The organism is Novosphingobium resinovorum (assembly GCF_001742225.1).
In the GTDB taxonomy this organism is placed as follows: Bacteria; Pseudomonadota; Alphaproteobacteria; order Sphingomonadales; family Sphingomonadaceae; genus Novosphingobium; species Novosphingobium resinovorum_A.
The window spans coordinates 2,681,891-2,698,957 of the sequence record NZ_CP017075.1 but is presented as its reverse complement, the minus strand read 5'-3'; the positions used below and the strand labels follow the sequence as shown (position 1 = coordinate 2,698,957).

The window sequence follows — 17,067 nt, the reverse complement described above, 5'->3', positions numbered from 1 at the left end:
CGTTTTTTCGCCGTAATGCAATTCACAAGTGCTGTCATATCGCAGGTTGCAGTCCTTTAATCGGACCCTGTCGCCACGGGCCTTGCAGGGTCGGCTATCCACTCGCTGCAGGAGCCGGGATAGAGCCGTCCGGCGGGCAATCCCGCCACCGCCATGGCCAGCGCGTTGTGGCAGGCGGTCACGCCCGAGCCGCACTGGAGGATCGCCGGGGCCTCGCCCAGCAATGCGATAAATTCGGAGGCGAGTTCCCCGGCCGGGCGGAAACGGCCGTCGGCATCGAGGTTGTCGCGGAAGAAACGGTTGCGCGCGCCCGGGATATGCCCGGCCACCGGATCGAGCGGATTGGGGGTGCCGGCAAAGCGCGACGGATCGCGGGCGTCCAGCACTTTCGCGGCGCGCGTGTCGATGTTCGCGCGGACTTCGGCCGCGTTCACAGGGCCGGGCACGAGAGGATCGCCCGGCTCGAAATCGCCCGAGGCGGCGACTTGCGGGGTGCTCGTCTCCAGCGGCAGTCCGGCATCGACCCAGGCCGGCTTGCCGCCGTCGAGCACCGCGACCGGGGCGTGGCCCAGCCAGCGCAGCAACCACCACAGCCGCGCCGCCCAGGCGCCGCCGTTGCTGTCGTAGGCGACGACCTGCTGGCCCTTGCGCAGTCCCTGCGCGCGCAGCCAGGCGACCATCGCCACGGGAGCGGGAAGCGGGTGCCGACCGTTGCTGCCGTCGGGCGGGGAGGCGAGGTCCTCGTCGAGATGGGCGTAGCGCGCGCCGGGGATATGGCCCTTCAGATAAATGTCATGCCCCTTGTCCGGAGCGCCGAGTTCGAATTCGCAATCGAAGATCAGTACGTCCGCGCCTGACGCGAGCATGTCCTTGAGCGCGTCGACCGCGATCAACGTTTCATAAGTCATCGTTGTCCTTGCCCTGTGGGCCACTGGAAATGTGTTGTGGTGAACGCAGGGACAATAGGCGTGACGAACACTATATGTCGATTGCTTAGATGTTACTTCGCATGTCGTTCGTCGAAAGAAGTCACGTGTCGAACAGGTGCATGTGGCGGGCTGACGGATAGGCGCGAAGGCTCGACGCAGGGACTGGATCGGGGTTTGCATTGCCGTCGTCCCGAACAGGCACGGGACGACCTGTGACGTCGCCGTGGCGGATTCTGCTTCTCTGCCACCAAGCACTGCTTCTGCGTGGCGCAATTCCCGGTAATCCTGCGCGCAAATCTTCGGGAGAGAATGCATGACGTATCGTGTTGCCATCGTCACCGGGGCCGCTGCCGGGATCGGCGCGGCCTGCTCGAAGCGGCTGGCGCAGGACGGCATCGCGGTGGGCGTGCTCGATCTCGACGAGGCGCGCTGCGCGGATACGGTGAAGGCGATCAGGGATGCGGGCGGCACTGCCATCGCGCTGGGCGCCGACATCTCCAACCGCGAACAGGCTGCCGCCGCCGTGGAGAAGTGCCGCGATGCGCTGGGGCCGATCTCGATCCTCGTCAACAATGCGGGCGTGACCGATTTCACGCCGTTCGAGGAACTGACCGACGAGCGCTGGGACTTCGTCTACGCGATCAATGTGCGTGGGCCGATGGTGATGACGCAGCTGGTCATCAAGGACATGAAGCATGCAGGCTGGGGGCGGATCGTCAACGTCTCGTCCTCGTCGGCGCAGACCGGCGCGCTCAACATGATCTGCTATTCCTCGTCGAAGGGCGCGGTGGTGACGATGACGCGCTCCATGGCGCAGGAATTCGGGCCTTACGGGATCACCGTGAACAACATCCCGCCCGGATCGGTGATGGGCACGATCATGTCCGAGGCCAACCGCGAGCGCTTCCAGGTCCCGACCGAAGTGCTGCTCCAGTCGATTCCGGTACGCCGCATGGGCGAGCCCGCCGATATCGCGAATGCCTGCGCATGGCTGTGCCACGAGGCTTCGAGCTACGTCACCGGGCAGACCATCGGCGTCAACGGCGGCCGCGTGGTGAGCTGAGGCGGGGGCCACCCTTCGACGGGCTCAGGGTGAGCGGATCTGGGGTCTCTTTCAGTCCCGCTCAGGCTGAGCTTGTCGAAGCCCTTCGAGGCCGGGTGTCCCCCATAAGCCAAGGGGCCGGACAGCTTGCGCTGCCGGCCCCCGTCCACATGGGAAGTGAACTCTAGAGCGTTTTCTAATCAGGTGGGATCACCTGATGACTCGGAAAACGCGGTAAATCGTTCTGGCTCAGGCTTCGGTCTTCGAGGCCTCGTAGCGCTCGATCGCCTCTTCGACGATGCGGGCGGCATCGGCGGCGTTGCCCCAGGTGCCGACGCGAACCCACTTTTCCTTTTCCAGGTCCTTGTAGTGGGTGAAGAAGTGCTCGACCTGCTGGTAGACGATGTCGGGCAGATCTTCCTTCTCGTTCACGTGCGAATAGTAGGGGAAGGTCGAGTTGATCGGCACGCAGAGCAGCTTCTCGTCGCCGCCGTGCTCGTCCTCGAGGTTGAGGACGGCGATCGGGCGCACCTTGACCACGCAGCCCGGGATGAACGGCGAGCGGGCGACGACCAGCGCGTCAAGCGGGTCACCGTCGGGCGAGAGGGTGTGCGGCACGAAGCCGTAGTTCGCCGGGTAGCGCATCGGCGTGTGCAGGATGCGGTCGACGAAGAGCGCGCCGGAGGCCTTGTCGAACTCGTACTTGACCGGCTCGCCGCCGACGGGAACTTCGATGATGACGTTCAGGCTCTTCGGCGCGTTGTCGCCGACGGGGATCATGTCGATGCGCATAATGGTCCTTCTTTATTTTCGCACTGTTCGTCTGCGTGGCGGGCCACACGTTGGGCGCGGGCTTAGCGTCGCGTTTATTGCGTCGCAACAGCCATTTCGGACGATACTGCGATGATTGCGCGAATACGGAGGTAAGAGTCTGTTCGAAAATGCCCGGGCGGGCATTTTCGGAGCGGCACCGGCCCTCTCCCCCACCCGACCACCCATAGGGTACTATCGTTGGGTGGTCGGGTGGGGGAGAGGGCCGGTGCCGCGAAATCCGCTTCAGCGGATTTCCAAATGCCCGTTACTTGGCGCGCGCGGTCAGCAGCTTGTCGAAGCCGTTGACCTTGCCCGGTGTGGTGCTCTCCAGCCAGGGGTGGCGCAGGCCGCCGTGGTAGTCGATCGCCACCGTCTGATATCGCTCGCCGCGCTTGATCAGCAGGCTGATCGGCGCCTTGGCGGTCTTGGCGGCGGTGATCGCGTCCTTCATCACGTCGGAGGAATAGGCGCGGCCGCCCACGGCGACGATCTTCGTCGCATTGACGATGCCCGCGTTGTAGGCCGGGCCGTCCCACAAGGTCGCGGTGACGTCGCCGTCCTTGTTCAGCGTCACGCCGAGCGAGTAGGTGAGGTCGAGCGTCTTGCGCTCCTCGGCGATGCCCTTTTCGTAGGCGTTGGGCTTGTCCTTCCACACCAGCTTGTAGCCGGCCATCTGCACGCCGTTCAGCGGTGCGGGCTGGTTGGTGTCGTAGAGGCGCGTGCGCAGGAAGCCGGCCCAGTCGTAGGCGTAGACGCCGTTCAGCACCTTGACGACTTCGTCGAAGTCGTAGGTCACTTCGCCCCAGTCGCCATCGCGCACGCCAAAGAAGGCCCTGGCGAAATCGTCGAGCCCCTTGGCGCCGCCCGTGCCCTTGCGGATGATCTGGTCGGCCTCGAGCCAGGTCAGCGCGCCCTCGACGTAGTAGTCTTCCGAGCGGGTGAGCGAGGTGTAGGGCAGCGGGCGGCGGCGCATCAGCTGCGGCGCGTTGACGGTGTCCTCGACCGAGCGCCACGACCGGCCGGGAGTGCCCTCGGCATATTTGCCCGCAGCGGTGGCGAACATCGCCATGACCATGTCGCGCGACTGCACGCCCGAGCGGGCGGCCAGCACATAGCCCCAGAACTGGGTCTGACCCTCGTAGACCCACAGCATCGTGTTCTGCATCGGCTGCTGGTAGTCCGGCGTCCAGGCATCGGCGCCGCGGCGGAACTTGCCGTTCCAGCTGTGCACGAATTCATGCGCGATAACGTTGCGGTCCCAGTCCATCCCGGCCCAGTCGGTCCACGACTTGGGCTCCTGCTGGTTCTCGCTGGACCGGTGATGCTCCAGCCCGATGCCGCCCATGCGGTCGGTGAGGGCGAGCAGGAAGTCGTAATGGTCGAAGTGCTTCGAGCCGAAGGTGGTCGTCGCCTCCTTCACGAGGTTGCGGTAAGTCTGCAGGTTCTCGGGCTTGATCGCGAGGAGGTCCGGCTCGTCGGCGACGACGTCCATGAAGACGTTCTGGCCCAGGTCCCAGCGCTGCGAATGGATGCCGGCGAAGATCGGCGAATCGACGAGGCGCTCGAAGTCGATGGTGTTCCAGGTGACGGTGTCGCCGGTCCGCTGGAAGCCGTCGAGCGCGGTGAACACCTGCCAGCCCCGGGGGAAGGTGACCGTCGGCTTGTACGGGATGCCGCGCGTGTAGTAGCCCGCCGGGTAGAGGCTCATCTTCTCCCACTGGAGGTTGAGCATCTCCTGCGTCATCGTGATCCGCCCCTCACTGGTCTGCAGCGGCGAGGTGTGGACGAACTTCGCGGTGACGGTCTTCGTCCCCTCGGGCAGCGCGAGGTGGAAGGCGTTGACCGCGACGGTGTCACGCACCCAGGCGATTTCCCGAGTGCCATTGGGGCCGTCCGCATAGAAGTGAATGTCGGCGAGGAGGCCGTAAGGTCCGGTCTCCGAGTGGTTGCCCGGCAGCCAGCCCGCCTGCAGCAGGATCAGATCGCGCGCGCCGGGTGCGACCGGGATCGTCTGGGTGACGCGGTAGACGCCGCGCGAAATGTCACTCGCGTCGATGTTCAGGCCGATGGTGCCGGCATAAGGCACGTCCTTCGCGGCGGGCATTTCCGGCGGAAGCGGCGGGGCCATCGGGGTGGAGCGGTTGGCATCCTGCGCGAAAACGGAAGTCGACAGCAGCAGGGAGGTGAGGAGGGTCGCGCCCTTGAGCAGATTCTTCATTGCGCAGGTCTTTGCGCTTGTTGCCGCATTTGGCAACCATTGATGCCGTCGTTTTGGCCTCTCAAAATGGCGGGGCCACTTCACGAAGTGCGCCATTGCGGCTAGACGCGCGCGTCATGAACACCACACCACAGGCCATTCGCGGAACCCAGGACATCTTCGGCGCCGATGCCGAGGCTTTCGCCCACGTCGTCGAGACCTTCGAGCTCGTGCGCAAGCTCTACCGCTTCCGCCGCGTGGAAATGCCGGTGTTCGAGAAGACCGCCGTGTTCTCGCGCTCGCTCGGCGAGACGACCGACGTGGTCTCCAAGGAGATGTATTCGTTCGAGGATCGCGGCGGCGAATCGCTGACGCTGCGCCCCGAATTCACTGCCGGCATCGCCCGCGCCTACCTGACCGACGGCTGGAAGCAGTTCGCGCCGCTCAAGGTCGCGACGCACGGGCCGCTGTTCCGTTACGAGCGCCCGCAGAAGGGCCGTTATCGCCAGTTCCACCAGATCGACGCCGAAGTGATCGGCGCGGCCGAGCCGATGGCCGACGTGGAACTCCTCGTCATGGCCGACCAGCTGCTCAAGGAACTGGGCATCGCGGACGGCGTGACTCTGCAGCTCAACACGCTGGGCGACGGCGAGAGCCGCGAGGCATGGCGCGCGGCGCTGGTCGAATACTTCCGCGGCCACAAGGATGTATTGTCCGAGGATTCGCAAGACCGCCTCGAGCGCAACCCGCTGCGCATCCTCGATTCCAAGGACCCGCGCGACAAGCCCTTCACCGCCGATGCGCCCAAGATCGACGACTTCCTCTCGGCCGAGGCGCAGGACTTCTTCGGCGCGGTGACGTCGGGCCTCGATGCGGCGGGCGTCGCCTGGACTCGCGCCGAGGCGCTGGTGCGCGGGCTGGATTATTACCGTCACACCGCCTTCGAGTTCGTGACCGACCGGCTGGGTGCGCAAGGGACCGTGCTGGGCGGTGGTCGCTACGATGGCCTGATGGCCGCGCTCGGCGGTCCCGAGACCCCGGCGGTCGGCTGGGCAGCGGGGATCGAGCGCCTTGCGATGCTGGTGGCCGATGCGGGCCAGACCACCGAAGCGCCGCTGACGGCGATGCTCGCGGTCGAGGACGATGCGGCGCTGCACTTCGCGCTCAAGACGCTGACCGCGCTGCGCCACCAGGGAATCGATGCCGAGATCATCGCCACGGGAAGCCCGCGCAAGCGCTTCGACAAGGCGGTGAAGTCGAACGCGAAGGCGATCGTCTCGTTCGTGGTCAAGGACGGCGTGCCCACCGCCAACTTGCGCGCGGGTGAAACCACCCCGGCGCGGCTGGCCGTGGAGCAGGTGCTGGTGACCATCCAGCCGTGATGGGAGCATGGCCACAACTTGGCGGAGGGCTTCGACATGCTCAGCCTGAGCGGGGTTGGAGTTTTACGCTAACTCCGCTCACCCTGAGCTTGTCGAAGGGGCAGGCGCAGCGTCTCGAAGCCCCGGAAGGCGCACGCTGATGGCGATCTCCGACATTCGCCTCGCCCAGCTCGGCGGCCGTCTGGCCGAACTGGAGGCGCGCCTTGCTTCCGGCACTCTCGAAGGTGAGGCTTTCGTCGCTGCAAGCCGCGATTATGCCGAGCTGGAGCCCGTCGCGCGCGCCGCCGCCGAAGTCGTGTCGATGCGCGGCGAACTCGAATCGCTGCTGAACCTCGAAGACCCCGACCCCGAGATGCGCGCCCTTGCAGCCGAGGAAGCCGCACGCCTCAAGGCAGAGCTGCCCGAGGCCGAGCGCCGCCTCGCCATCGCCATGCTCCCTCGGGATGCCGCCGACGTGCGGCCGGCGATGCTGGAAATCCGCGCCGGCACCGGCGGCGACGAGGCCGCGCTGTTCGCCGCCGACCTCTACCGCATGTACGAGAAATACGCCGCCGAGCAGGGCTGGCGGGTCGAGATGGTCAGCGCCAATGCCAGCGATGTCGGCGGCTTCAAGGAAGTGGTCGCCAACGTCACCGGCTCGGGCGTCTTCGCCAAGCTGAAGTTCGAAAGCGGCGTTCACCGCGTGCAGCGGGTGCCGGTGACCGAATCGGGCGGGCGCATCCACACATCGGCGGCCACCGTCGCGGTCCTGCCCGAACCCACCGAGGTCGACGTGGCGATCGAGGACAAGGACCTCAAGATCGACATCTACCGCGCTTCGGGCGCGGGCGGGCAGCACGTCAACACCACCGATTCGGCGGTGCGCATCACGCACTTGCCGTCGGGCATCGTCGTCACCTGCCAGGACGAGCGCAGCCAGCACAAGAACAAGGCCAAGGCGATGCAGGTCCTGCGCGCGCGCCTCTACGAAAAGATGCGCGACGAGGCGCAGGGCGCCGAGGCAGAGGCGCGCAAGGCCATGGTCGGTTCCGGCGACCGCTCGGAGCGCATTCGCACCTACAACTTCCCGCAAGGGCGCGTCACCGATCATCGCATCAACCTGACGCTCCACCGCCTGCCCGAAGTGCTCGAAGGGCCGGGGCTGGCGGAACTGGTCGATGCACTGATCGCCGAGGACGAGGCCAAGCGTCTGGCAGCGATGGATGGTTGACGGCACTACCGTAGTCGAAGCCATCCGCGATGCGGCTTCACGCCTTTCGGAAACCAGCGATACTGCCCGCCTCGACGCCGAAGTCCTGATGGCCCATGCGCTGGGCGTCACCCGTTCGCAGCTTTTGCTCGGCCGCATGCGCGATCCGGCGCCGGAGGGCTTCGCCGCGCTGGTCGAGCGGCGCGCCGCGCATGAGCCCGTCGCCTACATCACCGGCACGGCCGAGTTCTACGGCCTCGAACTCGCGGTCACCCCGGCGACGCTGATCCCGCGCGGCGATACCGAGACACTGATCGAGGCCGCCCGCGAGGCTTTGGCCGCCCGCCCGCCCGCCCGCATCCTCGATCTCGGCACCGGAACCGGCGCGCTGCTGCTGGTGGCGCTGTCGGTATGGCCGGAGGCGCAAGGCGTCGCCATCGACCGCTCGGCCGAGACGCTGGCGGTCGCGCAGACGAATGCCGATCGCCATGCTCCGGCCGCCCGGCTGCTGGTGGCCGACTGGACAAAGGCCGGCTGGTCGGCCGATCTCGGCCGCTTCGACCTGATCCTCACCAACCCGCCTTACGTCGAGGATGCAGCCGAACTCGACACTTCGGTCCGGGCCTTCGAGCCTGCGGGCGCGCTGTTCTCGGGGCCCGAGGGACTGGACGACTACCGCGTCCTCGTGCCCCAGCTTCCCGGCCTCATGGCCCCAGGCGGTGTGGCGATGGTCGAGATCGGCTGGCGGCAGGCCGACGCCGTGGCGGCGATCGGCGCGGCTGCCGGGCTGTCGTCCCGGGTTCATCGCGATTTGGGCGGGCGCGACCGGGTCGTCGCGTTTTCGGGGACAAACGTACTTGGGGCGTAAGTTTCCGCTTGGAATCGTCCTCTACAATCCCTAATGATTACCGCGAACCGGCCGATGGACGATGATTTCCCATACCCGGTTCGCCTCCAGCATTTGCAAGCGGTCGGCGGCGTCAACGCAACCGACAGGGCAGATGGGGAAAATCGCGGCGGCCGGGGGGCCGGTCGGGATCATGTGACGTACGGCAGTCCGGTTGATCGGGACCGGAGCGTGCCAGGGTTTTAAAGCCCGGGGTTTTGAGGAAAGTCATCCCTTGAATAACAACAATCGTGGTAACAACCGTCGGCGCGGCCGCGGTAACAACCGCCAGCAGGGCGGCCAGCAGACCAACCGGATCGACAGCAGGGCACGTGGCAATGCGCCGCAGCTTCTGGAAAAGTATCGGAAGATGGCGCACGACGCCCACCTCAATGGCGACCGCGTGACGGAGGAATATTACCTCCAGTTCGCGGATCACTACTTCCGCGTCATCGCCGACCAGAAGCAGCGCCAGGAAGACGCTCGCCAGCCGAATCAGCCGCGCCGCGACGATCATCGCCAGAACGATTACGGCGACGATTACGGTTCGTACGACGATCCCTACGGCGAAGCGCCGTCGGCTCCCGTCGAACGCGCTCCGCGCCCCGAGCGTGAACCGCGCCAGTACGAGCAGCGCCAGTACGAGCCCCGGCATGAACAGCGTGCTCCGGAGCCCGCTGCCGCTGCCGTCGAGGATGCGGCCGAGCCGGTCGCGGACGCTGGCGATGCGTCGGCCAACCCTTACGAGCCGCCCGAAAATCCCTTCGTGCGCGACAATCGCGCCTCGCGCGGCCTGAAGCAGCGCAAGCCGCGCGGCCCGCGCCGGGACGAAGGCGAAGAGCCCCGGGGCGAGGCGGAGCAGGCTCCGGCCCCCGTCGCTCAGGAAGAGCCTGCCGGCTTCGACGCCGCGATGCTTCCGCCCGCGATCTCGGCCAAGCCGGCCCGCAAGCGCACGCCCAAGCCCGCCGCCGAAGCCGTTGCTCCGGCTCCCGAGGCCGAGCCTGCCGCCGAGGAAAAGCCGCGCCGCCGCCGCACCCGCAAGGCTGCCGCGGGTGATGAGGCCGCTCCCGAGGCCGTCGAGGGCTGACCCTCCTTCCCGGCGCGCGTGCACGGGACCGTAACTGGTCCCTTGCGTCGCGCCGGGCCGGGCTTACAAGCCCATGGCGATGCAGTCCGACCGGTACGCTTCGCCCTTCCTCAGAACCCTTGCCCTGGCCGTGCCCCCGCGGCCGGGTGGGCGCGCGCTGGCGGCCATGGCCGCCGGCGTCCTCGCGGCCTGCGGCTTCCAGCCCCTTGCGCTCTGGCCGCTGACCCTGATCGCCGTCGCCTGGCTGCTCGAACTGGTGGTTCGGGCAAGGACGGGGCGGCAGGTCTTCCTGCTCGGCTGGTGCTTCGGGCTCGGCCACTTCTCCCTCGGCAACAACTGGATCGCGACCGCCTTCACTTATCAGGCGAACATGCCCGCATGGCTGGGGATGATCGCCGTGGTACTGCTGGCGCTCTACCTCGCCCTTTTCCCGGCGGTGGCGGTGCTGGCTGCCTGGCTGGTGGCACGGCCTGACCGCCGCGAAGGTTCGCGCGGTTTCGCCGCGTTCGCTATCGCTTTCGCCGCAACCTGGATCGTGACGGAGTGGATCCGCGCGTGGCTGTTCACCGGCTTTGCTTGGAACCCGCTGGGTATCGCGCTGCTGGGCGGGTTCGAGAGCCGGGGGCTCGGTATTCTGGCGCCGTGGATCGGGACGTATGGCCTCTCAGGCGTGCTGGTGCTGCTGTCCGGCGTACCCGGCATCATGGCCCGGCTGCCCTCCGGCAAGGTGCTTGCGCCCACCGCCGTCGCGGTGCTGGCGGGCGGGCTTGGTTTCGCCATGCATGCGCCCCCTCCGGCTCCGCAGCCCGGCCCTGTGCGCTACACGCTGGTCCAGCCCGACATCCGGCAGGAGTTCATCGACGACCCGCGCTATTTCGAACGCAATTTCCAGCGCCTCGCGTTGCTGTCGCTGCCGCGCGCGCCGGGGGACCGGCGGGCGGTGTTCTGGCCCGAATCCGGGCTCGGCGATTTCCTGCGCGACGGCTATCCGAGCTATCTCTACCGCATCTATACGTATGCCGGTGATCCGGAGATCGCCCGACGCCGCCTCGGCCGTGTCGTCGGGCCTTACGGACTGCTGATGACCGGCGCCGTCGATCTCGTCATGGAGGGCGAGGAGGAGAAGGCGGCGCGCAATTCGGTGACCGCGATCGATGGAAACGGGGCGATCCTGGCAGGTTATTCCAAGGCCCACCTCGTGCCTTTTGGCGAGTATCTGCCGATGCGCTCTCTGCTCGGGCCGATCGGGCTCAGCCGTCTGGTCGCGGGGCAACTCGACTTCCTGCCGGGACCGGGGCCGCGCACCGTCGACTTCGGCGCCTATGGCAAGGCCGGAATCCAGATCTGCTACGAGATCGTCTTCAGCGGCGAGGTCGTCGATCCTGCCAACCGGCCCGACTACATCTTCAACCCCTCGAACGACGGCTGGTTCGGCGCCTGGGGACCGCCCCAGCATCTCGCGCAGGCGAGGCTGCGCGCGATCGAGGAGGGGCTGCCGGTGCTGCGCTCGACCACTACGGGAATCAGTGCGGTGATCGATGCCGACGGGATCGTGCGAGCCTTTGTGCCGCGCCACCAGGCGGGTCGTCTCGACGGGCTGATCCCGCAGGCCCATGAGCCGACGCTCTTTGCCCGGCTGGGCAACGTTCTTCCGCTCGCGCTTGCCGCACTGCTGATGGCGGTTGCGCTTTGCGTGGTTGCACTCGGGCGCCGTCGGGTCTAGACCGCGCACTCACATAAAGCTTCCTTTATATCCCAAGGGATCACATGCGCAGCAACTACGTCTTCACGTCCGAGAGCGTTTCCGAAGGCCATCCGGACAAGGTTTCCGACCAGATTTCCGACGCCATCGTCGATCTGTTCCTGTCGAAGGATCCCGAAGCGCGCGTCGCGTGCGAGACGTTGACGACCACCCAACTCGTCGTCCTTGCCGGCGAAATCCGCTGCAAGGGTATCTTCGAGAACGGTGAGTGGGCCGAAGGCGCGCTCGAGGAAATCGAGAAGACCGTGCGCGCCGTCGTCAAGAAGATCGGCTATGCGCAGGACGGTTTCCACTGGGAAACCTTCGAGTTCATCAACCGCCTGCATGCCCAGTCCGCGCACATCGCGCAGGGCGTCGACGCGGCGGGCAACAAGGATGAAGGCGCGGGCGACCAGGGCATCATGTTCGGTTTCGCCTGCGACGAAACGCCCGACCTGATGCCGGCGACGCTCGATTACAGCCACAAGATCCTGCACAAGCTGGCCGAAGACCGCCACTCGGGCGCCGCGCCGTTCCTTGAGCCGGACGCCAAGAGCCAGGTCACCCTGCGCTTCGAGAACGGCGTGCCGGTGGAGGCCACCGCCGTCGTCGTCTCGACCCAGCATGCGCCGGGCTACGACAAGGGCGAACAGGAAGCCGAACTCAAGTCCTACGTGAAGACGGTCGTGACCGAGCTGCTTCCCGAGGGCTTCGTCACCGACAAGACGGTCTTCCACATCAACCCGACCGGTTCGTTCGAGATCGGCGGCCCTGACGGCGACGCGGGCCTCACCGGCCGCAAGATCATCGTCGACACGTACGGCGGTGCCTCGCCGCACGGCGGCGGTGCGTTCTCGGGCAAGGACCCGACGAAGGTGGACCGCTCGGCCGCCTACGTGACGCGCTATCTGGCGAAGAACGTGGTCGCTGCGGGTCTTGCCACGCGCTGCACCATCCAGGTGTCCTACGCGATCGGCGTGTCCGCGCCGCTCTCGCTCTACGTCGATACCCATGGCACCGGCAGCGTCGATGACGCCGTGCTGGAAGCCGCGATCGCCAAGGTCTCGGCCGAGAAGCTGGGCGGACTGACCCCCCGCGGCATCCGCGTCGGCCTCGGCCTCAACAAGCCGATCTACGGCCCGACCGCGGCCTATGGCCACTTCGGCCGCCAGCCCGAGGGCGACCTGTTCCCCTGGGAGCGCACCGATCTCGCCGATGAGCTGAAGGCCGCGCTGGCCTGATCTGGAGGGTGCCGCATTCTCGTGCGGTGCCCCATATTCTTCCAGTCATTCCCGCGAAGGCAGGGACCCATCTCCTGAATTTTCGTGTTGCACGATCATCAGATGGGTCCCTGCCTTCGCGGGGATGACGGAGGAAGAAGAAGTGGTCATACGGCCCCTTCGACCAACCGCCGATGCCGTTCGATCGGCGTCGGCGTTTCTCTTGCAACGATACGCCAAGGCGATAGCTTCGGCCGATCGACCCCACGCGCTTTTCCGGGCGCAGGGATGCAAGGGACACATCCATGATCGAAACCGACCGTCGCGGCGCTATCGGCCTTGCCGCCGCGCTTCCTCTCGCCTCGGCGCTGCCCTCGATGCTGGCGGGCACGGCCCATGCCGCCGATGCAGCCGCCGCGCAGTGGGACCTTACCGACCTCTATCCCGGCCTCGACGCCTGGGATGCCGCGCGCAAGCAAGTCGCCGCCGCGCTGCCGCGCCTTGCGGCCTACAAGGACAGCTTCGGCACCGACGCGCCATCCATGCTCAAGGCGCTGGAGGATATCTCCGAGGTCTCGAAGACCTTCGCCCGCGTCTATGTCTACGCCTCGCTGAAGGCGGACGAGGACGTGCGCGTTTCCGCCAACCAGGAGCGCAACGCGCAGGTCATGGACCTCTACGCCGCCTTCGGCGAGGCGACCGCGTGGACGGCGCCTGAAACGCTCAAGCTGGGCAAGGACAAGGTCGAGAGCTTCATCGCCGCCGACAGGGCGCTTGCCAACCGCTTCGCCTTCGGCCTGCGCAAGACCCTGCGCGACGCCGAGCATACGCTCGATGCGAAAGGCGAGGCGCTGCTGGCGGCGGTGTCCTCGCCGCTCTCCGGCCCGCAGACGATCCGCGAGCAGTTGTTCTCCTCCGACATTCCCTGGCCCGAGGTGGCGCTGTCGGACGGGCGCAAGACGACGCTCGACGCGCAGGGCTACACGCTGACCCGTGATGCCCCTAATCGCGCGGACCGCAAGACAGTGATGGACGGCTTCTTTGGTCAGATGGGCAAGTTCGAAAGCTCGCTGGGCGCGGCGATGGCGGCCAAGCTCAAGGGCGACGTGTTCGAGGCCCGCGCCCGCAGCTACAAGAGCTGCCTTGCCATGGCGCTGGCGCCCGGAGCGGTGCCCGAGGGCGTCTACCGCACGCTGGTGGCCGAGACGAACGCCGGTCTGCCGCAGCTTCACCGCTCGTTCGAGCTGCGTCGCAAAATGCTGAAGCTGCCGGACATGCACTATTACGACATCTACCCGCCGTTGGTCAGCATGGAGCGCAAGTTCACCCTGACCGACATGCGCAACATCACCCTGAAGGCCGTCGAGCCGCTGGGCCCCGACTACGTCAAGCGCCTCGGCGCGGCGACGGCGGCGAAGTGGATGGATCCGCTCCCGCGTCCCGGCAAGCGCCCCGGCGCATACATGAACGGCTCGGCCTACGGTGTGCACCCATACCTGCTGCTCAACCTCGGCGAGAACTACGAGGGGCTGTCCACTTACGCGCATGAATGGGGCCATGCGATGCACTCGCTGCTGGCCGATTCGGTGCAGCCCTACGAGCTGTCCGACTACCCGATCTTCACCGCCGAGATCGCCTCCACCTGCAACGAGGTGCTGCTGACCGAGTACATGCTGGGGCAGGCGAAGACGAAGGAAGAGAAGATCTACTACCTCGGCATGCGGCTGGAAGGGATGCGCGGCACCTTCTTCCGGCAGGCTATGTTCGCCGAGTTCGAGCTGAAGATGCACGAGATGGCGGAGGCCGGGGAGGGGCTGTCGGGCGAGAGTCTGACGCGCGTGTATCTCGACCTGCTGACGCGCTATCACGGCCCGAACTTCGTGATCGACGCGCCCTACGCGATCGAGTGGGCCTATATCCCGCACTTCTACAGCACGTTCTACGTCTACCAGTACGCCACCTCGATCTCGGCGGGGACGTGGTTCGCGCATTCGATCCTGAACGGCGGCAAGGCGGAGCGCGAGCGTTACCTCGACGTGCTGCGCGCAGGCGGTTCGGCCGATCCGGTTGATATCCTGAAGAAGGCCGGGCTCGATATGACCGCGCCCGATCCGTATCGCGGGCTGGTGGCGGACTTCAAGGCGACGATTGACGAGATCGAGACGCTGATGGCGTGACGGGGAGGCGTCAGGGCACCATTCCGTCGAGTGGTGTCCTGCGCCCCGGCCCGCCAGTGACCGCAACGGTCATCGCACCGAGCCCTTCCGCCCAGGCGTGCATGGTGTCTTCCGGCACCACCGGCCCGACCGAGCGCGGCGGCGTGCCGGAGAAGATCACGTCGCCCGGATGCAGGGTCATCACCGAGGCGGCATGTTCGACGAGGTCGGCGATGCCAAGGACGAGGCGGCGGGTATTGTCCACCTGCCGGTCCTCGCCATTGACGGTGAGGCGAAAGTCGAGGGCATCGGGATCGGCGATCTCGTCGCGGGTGGTGAGCCATGGCCCCATGACGCCATATGTGTCGAAGCTCTTGCCGAAGCTGGGAAACTCGCTGCCCTGCATCGTCATGTCGAGGCCGATGCAATAGCCCGCGACATGCTCCAGCGCCTTGGCGGCGGGGATTTCGGTGCCCTGCTTGCCGATGACGATGGCGATTTCCATCTCGTAGAAGGTCGTGCGCTCGGGCCAGCGCAGGGTCACCCCGTCGGCAGGCCCGGCAGCCGCGCTGGTCATCTTGAACAGCAGGCCGAGGCGGCGCGGGTGCCCGCCGGCGGCCAGGACCTCTTCGAAGTTGCCCGCCCCGCAGACGAACTTGCCGGGGTTGGCGACCGGGTTCCTGAGCAGGACTGTGTCAAGCGGCTGGCCCTCGACGCTGTCGGCAAGCGCCTCCATCTGCGGGCGCAGCGTGTCCAGATGCGCGATGAACTGGTCGCCGGGCGGGAAGGGCCAGCGAAGCGGTGGCAGTGCGTCGGTGATCGCACTGACGTCATGAACCCGCGTCCCGCGCACGACGCCGAGGCGGATCGGTTCGGCGCCGTTGGGATCGTCGCACCGTAGCCGATAGCGGCAGATTTTCATCGTTCCCTTTCTCTGCTGTCCATCCGGTGGGACAATGGCGTGAAGGGAAACGCGGGCAATCACCAGGAGTCCGGCAAGCCATCGAGATCGTCCGGAAAGGTTCCGGATAGTGATACCGATGGCAGCCGCTCCTGAACTATTCCGGCGCGATCGGATGCCCTTCGAGCCTTGCCACGGCATGCCGTACGACCTTGTCCAAGGCTTCTTCGGAGAAGAAACCGCCGGGGATCAGGCATCGTTCGATCAGCACGCGGCGGAACGCGCCGAAAGTCTCGGGGTCAGGGGGAACCGGATCGGTCCAGAAGGCGTCGAGGCCGCTCTGGCAGGTGATCTGGGCAATGTCGTAGACCGCATGGCCCAGTACCACCACCGGCACTCCGGCGGCCAGCGCGAACGTGCCGCTGGTGCTGTTGATCGTAACCACCCCGCACGCGCCGCGCGTTACCGGCACGATATCGCCCGTGGCGAGATAATCGACGCGGTCCTCCACCCCGAAGCGCTTGGCGAGGTCGCTCGTCTCCTGTCGCCAGTCGCGCACGCCGTTGTCGAGCGGGTGCTCCTTGACCACCAGGCGCGTGTCGCTCGGTGCATGGGCGGCGAACGAGGCGATCACCTGATGGATGGCGGGCAGGATCCCGGCGAAGGGCGAGTGCAGGCGGATCTGCGCATCGGAATCAAGCTGCAGCGGGAACAGGTAGTAAGGAGCGCCCGAATGCGCGAGCCTCTCCATCAGGTCGGCGGACGAAGCCTCGCGCTCCTTGCGGCGACGCAGCTTGCGCCACCAGCCCATGCCCTCGACCACGGGGTGCCATGGGCGATGGTTGCTCCAGCCCGGGTAATGCCAGCGGGTGAGCACGTCGGCGGCATTGTAGGCGAGCCCTTCCAGCGCGCGGCGCCGGAACGAGGACGGGACTTGCGCATGGGGCGGGACCGGAGGCAGGGATGCCGCGGTTTCGCGATACCAGGCCGGGTCGCGGGGCAGCTGCGAATGGCCGTTGACCCCGCCCAGTTCCAGCGTGACCCAGTCAGGCCGGATATAGCCTTCCTCGAAGACGTGGACCGGGACGCTCAGGTCCCGGGCAATCCGGATCGCAGGCATGTGATGGTCGCGGCAGTCGCCGAACAGGACGACGTCGGTGACCCCCTTGTCTTGCAGCAGCCGCGCGAAGAAGGCGGGCCATTCCTCCAGCGTGCCGCGATACTCGATACCGCCCGGCAGCCGCCAGAACGCCCGGTCGCCACCGTTGAAGTTGACCTTGTGGACGGTATGGCCGGCGCGCATCAGTTCCTGTCCCAGGCGGCGGAACAAGGGCCCCATCAGGCCTTGCAGCAGGAGTACCGTGCGGGAACCGGACGCGGTAACCGGAGGAGGGGAAAGGTGCGGCATCCGGGAAAAAAAGCTCCGAGGAATGGGTCATGTGCGCGGCTTGGCTTGTCCGGCTCAGCCTCCTTTGCCGCGTTTGGCCAAGGCGTTAATGCGCCCGGCGTTCGGCGGCAAGCCTG

At 66.7% G+C, this 17,067-nt stretch carries 13 protein-coding genes; 8 read left to right on the top strand and 5 right to left on the bottom strand.

What is annotated here, in order from left to right; translation table 11 throughout:
- Window positions 1-56: 56 nt before the first annotated feature.
- Window positions 57-908: a sulfurtransferase gene (locus BES08_RS12630; RefSeq protein ID WP_069708511.1), complete on the bottom strand. Its 852-nt coding sequence runs from the start codon at window positions 906-908 to the stop codon at window positions 57-59.
- A 334-nt stretch (window positions 909-1,242) separates the two neighbouring features.
- Here BES08_RS12630 and BES08_RS12625 point away from each other — a divergent pair, with 334 nt between their 5' ends.
- Window positions 1,243-1,992, top strand: coding sequence for an SDR family NAD(P)-dependent oxidoreductase (locus BES08_RS12625; protein WP_069708510.1), 750 nt, complete (start codon window positions 1,243-1,245; stop codon window positions 1,990-1,992).
- A 228-nt stretch (window positions 1,993-2,220) separates the two neighbouring features.
- Here BES08_RS12625 and ppa read toward each other — a convergent pair whose 3' ends face one another.
- Window positions 2,221-2,763 carry an inorganic diphosphatase gene (gene ppa / locus BES08_RS12620; protein WP_008832446.1) on the bottom strand — a complete coding sequence of 181 codons (543 nt, stop codon included), beginning with the start codon at window positions 2,761-2,763 and terminating at the stop codon, window positions 2,221-2,223.
- A gap of 286 nt (window positions 2,764-3,049) precedes the next feature.
- Complete coding sequence (locus tag BES08_RS12615) at window positions 3,050-5,002, bottom strand: M61 family metallopeptidase (protein ID WP_069708509.1); 1,953 nt, start codon at window positions 5,000-5,002, stop codon at window positions 3,050-3,052.
- A gap of 116 nt (window positions 5,003-5,118) precedes the next feature.
- Here BES08_RS12615 and hisS point away from each other — a divergent pair, with 116 nt between their 5' ends.
- From hisS to pepF, 7 genes are all read left to right on the top strand, one after another.
- On the top strand, window positions 5,119-6,363 hold the full coding sequence (gene hisS / locus BES08_RS12610) for a histidine--tRNA ligase (RefSeq protein WP_069708508.1): 1,245 nt from the start codon (window positions 5,119-5,121) through the stop codon (window positions 6,361-6,363).
- 139 nt (window positions 6,364-6,502) lie between these two features.
- Window positions 6,503-7,573, top strand: a complete 1,071-nt coding sequence (prfA, locus tag BES08_RS12605; protein WP_036531058.1) for a peptide chain release factor 1 — start codon at window positions 6,503-6,505, stop codon at window positions 7,571-7,573.
- Entirely contained in the window at window positions 7,566-8,420 is an 855-nt protein-coding gene (prmC, locus tag BES08_RS12600) for a peptide chain release factor N(5)-glutamine methyltransferase (protein ID WP_069708507.1), read from the top strand. Before prfA ends, prmC begins: the two co-directional genes overlap by 8 nt.
- Before the next feature lie 253 nt (window positions 8,421-8,673).
- A complete protein-coding gene (locus tag BES08_RS12595; protein WP_083274668.1) occupies window positions 8,674-9,525 on the top strand; it encodes a DUF4167 domain-containing protein in 852 nt (283 codons plus the stop codon).
- 73 nt (window positions 9,526-9,598) lie between these two features.
- Window positions 9,599-11,248 carry an apolipoprotein N-acyltransferase gene (gene lnt / locus BES08_RS12590; RefSeq protein WP_197524371.1) on the top strand — a complete coding sequence of 550 codons (1,650 nt, stop codon included), beginning with the start codon at window positions 9,599-9,601 and terminating at the stop codon, window positions 11,246-11,248.
- Window positions 11,249-11,292: 44 nt separating this feature from the next.
- The gene (gene metK / locus BES08_RS12585; RefSeq protein WP_069708506.1) at window positions 11,293-12,507 is read left to right on the top strand and encodes a methionine adenosyltransferase; all 1,215 of its coding nucleotides are present in this window, start codon (window positions 11,293-11,295) and stop codon (window positions 12,505-12,507) included.
- Window positions 12,508-12,791: 284 nt separating this feature from the next.
- Window positions 12,792-14,663, top strand: a complete 1,872-nt coding sequence (gene pepF / locus BES08_RS12580; protein ID WP_069708505.1) for an oligoendopeptidase F — start codon at window positions 12,792-12,794, stop codon at window positions 14,661-14,663.
- 10 nt (window positions 14,664-14,673) lie between these two features.
- Here the strand turns inward: pepF and BES08_RS12575 are convergent, their stop codons facing one another.
- Together BES08_RS12575 and BES08_RS12570 are read right to left on the bottom strand one after the other, a co-directional pair.
- Window positions 14,674-15,564, bottom strand: a complete 891-nt coding sequence (locus BES08_RS12575) for a fumarylacetoacetate hydrolase family protein (RefSeq protein ID WP_069708504.1) — start codon at window positions 15,562-15,564, stop codon at window positions 14,674-14,676.
- Window positions 15,565-15,700: 136 nt separating this feature from the next.
- Window positions 15,701-16,882 carry a capsule polysaccharide biogenesis protein gene (locus BES08_RS12570; RefSeq protein WP_156799860.1) on the bottom strand — a complete coding sequence of 394 codons (1,182 nt, stop codon included), beginning with the start codon at window positions 16,880-16,882 and terminating at the stop codon, window positions 15,701-15,703.
- Window positions 16,883-17,067: the final 185 nt, after the last annotated feature.

Bases quoted from the DNA above. Each gene is read 5' to 3' on its own strand.
- pepF (WP_069708505.1), top strand. From the start codon at position 12,792: ATGATCGAAACCGACCGTCGCGGCGCTATCGGCCTTGCCGCCGCGCTT.
- BES08_RS12575 (WP_069708504.1), bottom strand. From the start codon at position 15,564: ATGAAAATCTGCCGCTATCGGCTACGGTGCGACGATCCCAACGGCGCC.
- BES08_RS12615 (WP_069708509.1), bottom strand. From the start codon at position 5,002: ATGAAGAATCTGCTCAAGGGCGCGACCCTCCTCACCTCCCTGCTGCTG.
- BES08_RS12625 (WP_069708510.1), top strand. From the start codon at position 1,243: ATGACGTATCGTGTTGCCATCGTCACCGGGGCCGCTGCCGGGATCGGC.
- hisS (WP_069708508.1), top strand. From the start codon at position 5,119: ATGAACACCACACCACAGGCCATTCGCGGAACCCAGGACATCTTCGGC.
- metK (WP_069708506.1), top strand. From the start codon at position 11,293: ATGCGCAGCAACTACGTCTTCACGTCCGAGAGCGTTTCCGAAGGCCAT.
- BES08_RS12630 (WP_069708511.1), bottom strand. From the start codon at position 908: ATGACTTATGAAACGTTGATCGCGGTCGACGCGCTCAAGGACATGCTC.
- ppa (WP_008832446.1), bottom strand. From the start codon at position 2,763: ATGCGCATCGACATGATCCCCGTCGGCGACAACGCGCCGAAGAGCCTG.
- BES08_RS12570 (WP_156799860.1), bottom strand. From the start codon at position 16,882: ATGGGGCCCTTGTTCCGCCGCCTGGGACAGGAACTGATGCGCGCCGGC.
- prmC (WP_069708507.1), top strand. From the start codon at position 7,566: ATGGTTGACGGCACTACCGTAGTCGAAGCCATCCGCGATGCGGCTTCA.
- prfA (WP_036531058.1), top strand. From the start codon at position 6,503: ATGGCGATCTCCGACATTCGCCTCGCCCAGCTCGGCGGCCGTCTGGCC.
- lnt (WP_197524371.1), top strand. From the start codon at position 9,599: ATGGCGATGCAGTCCGACCGGTACGCTTCGCCCTTCCTCAGAACCCTT.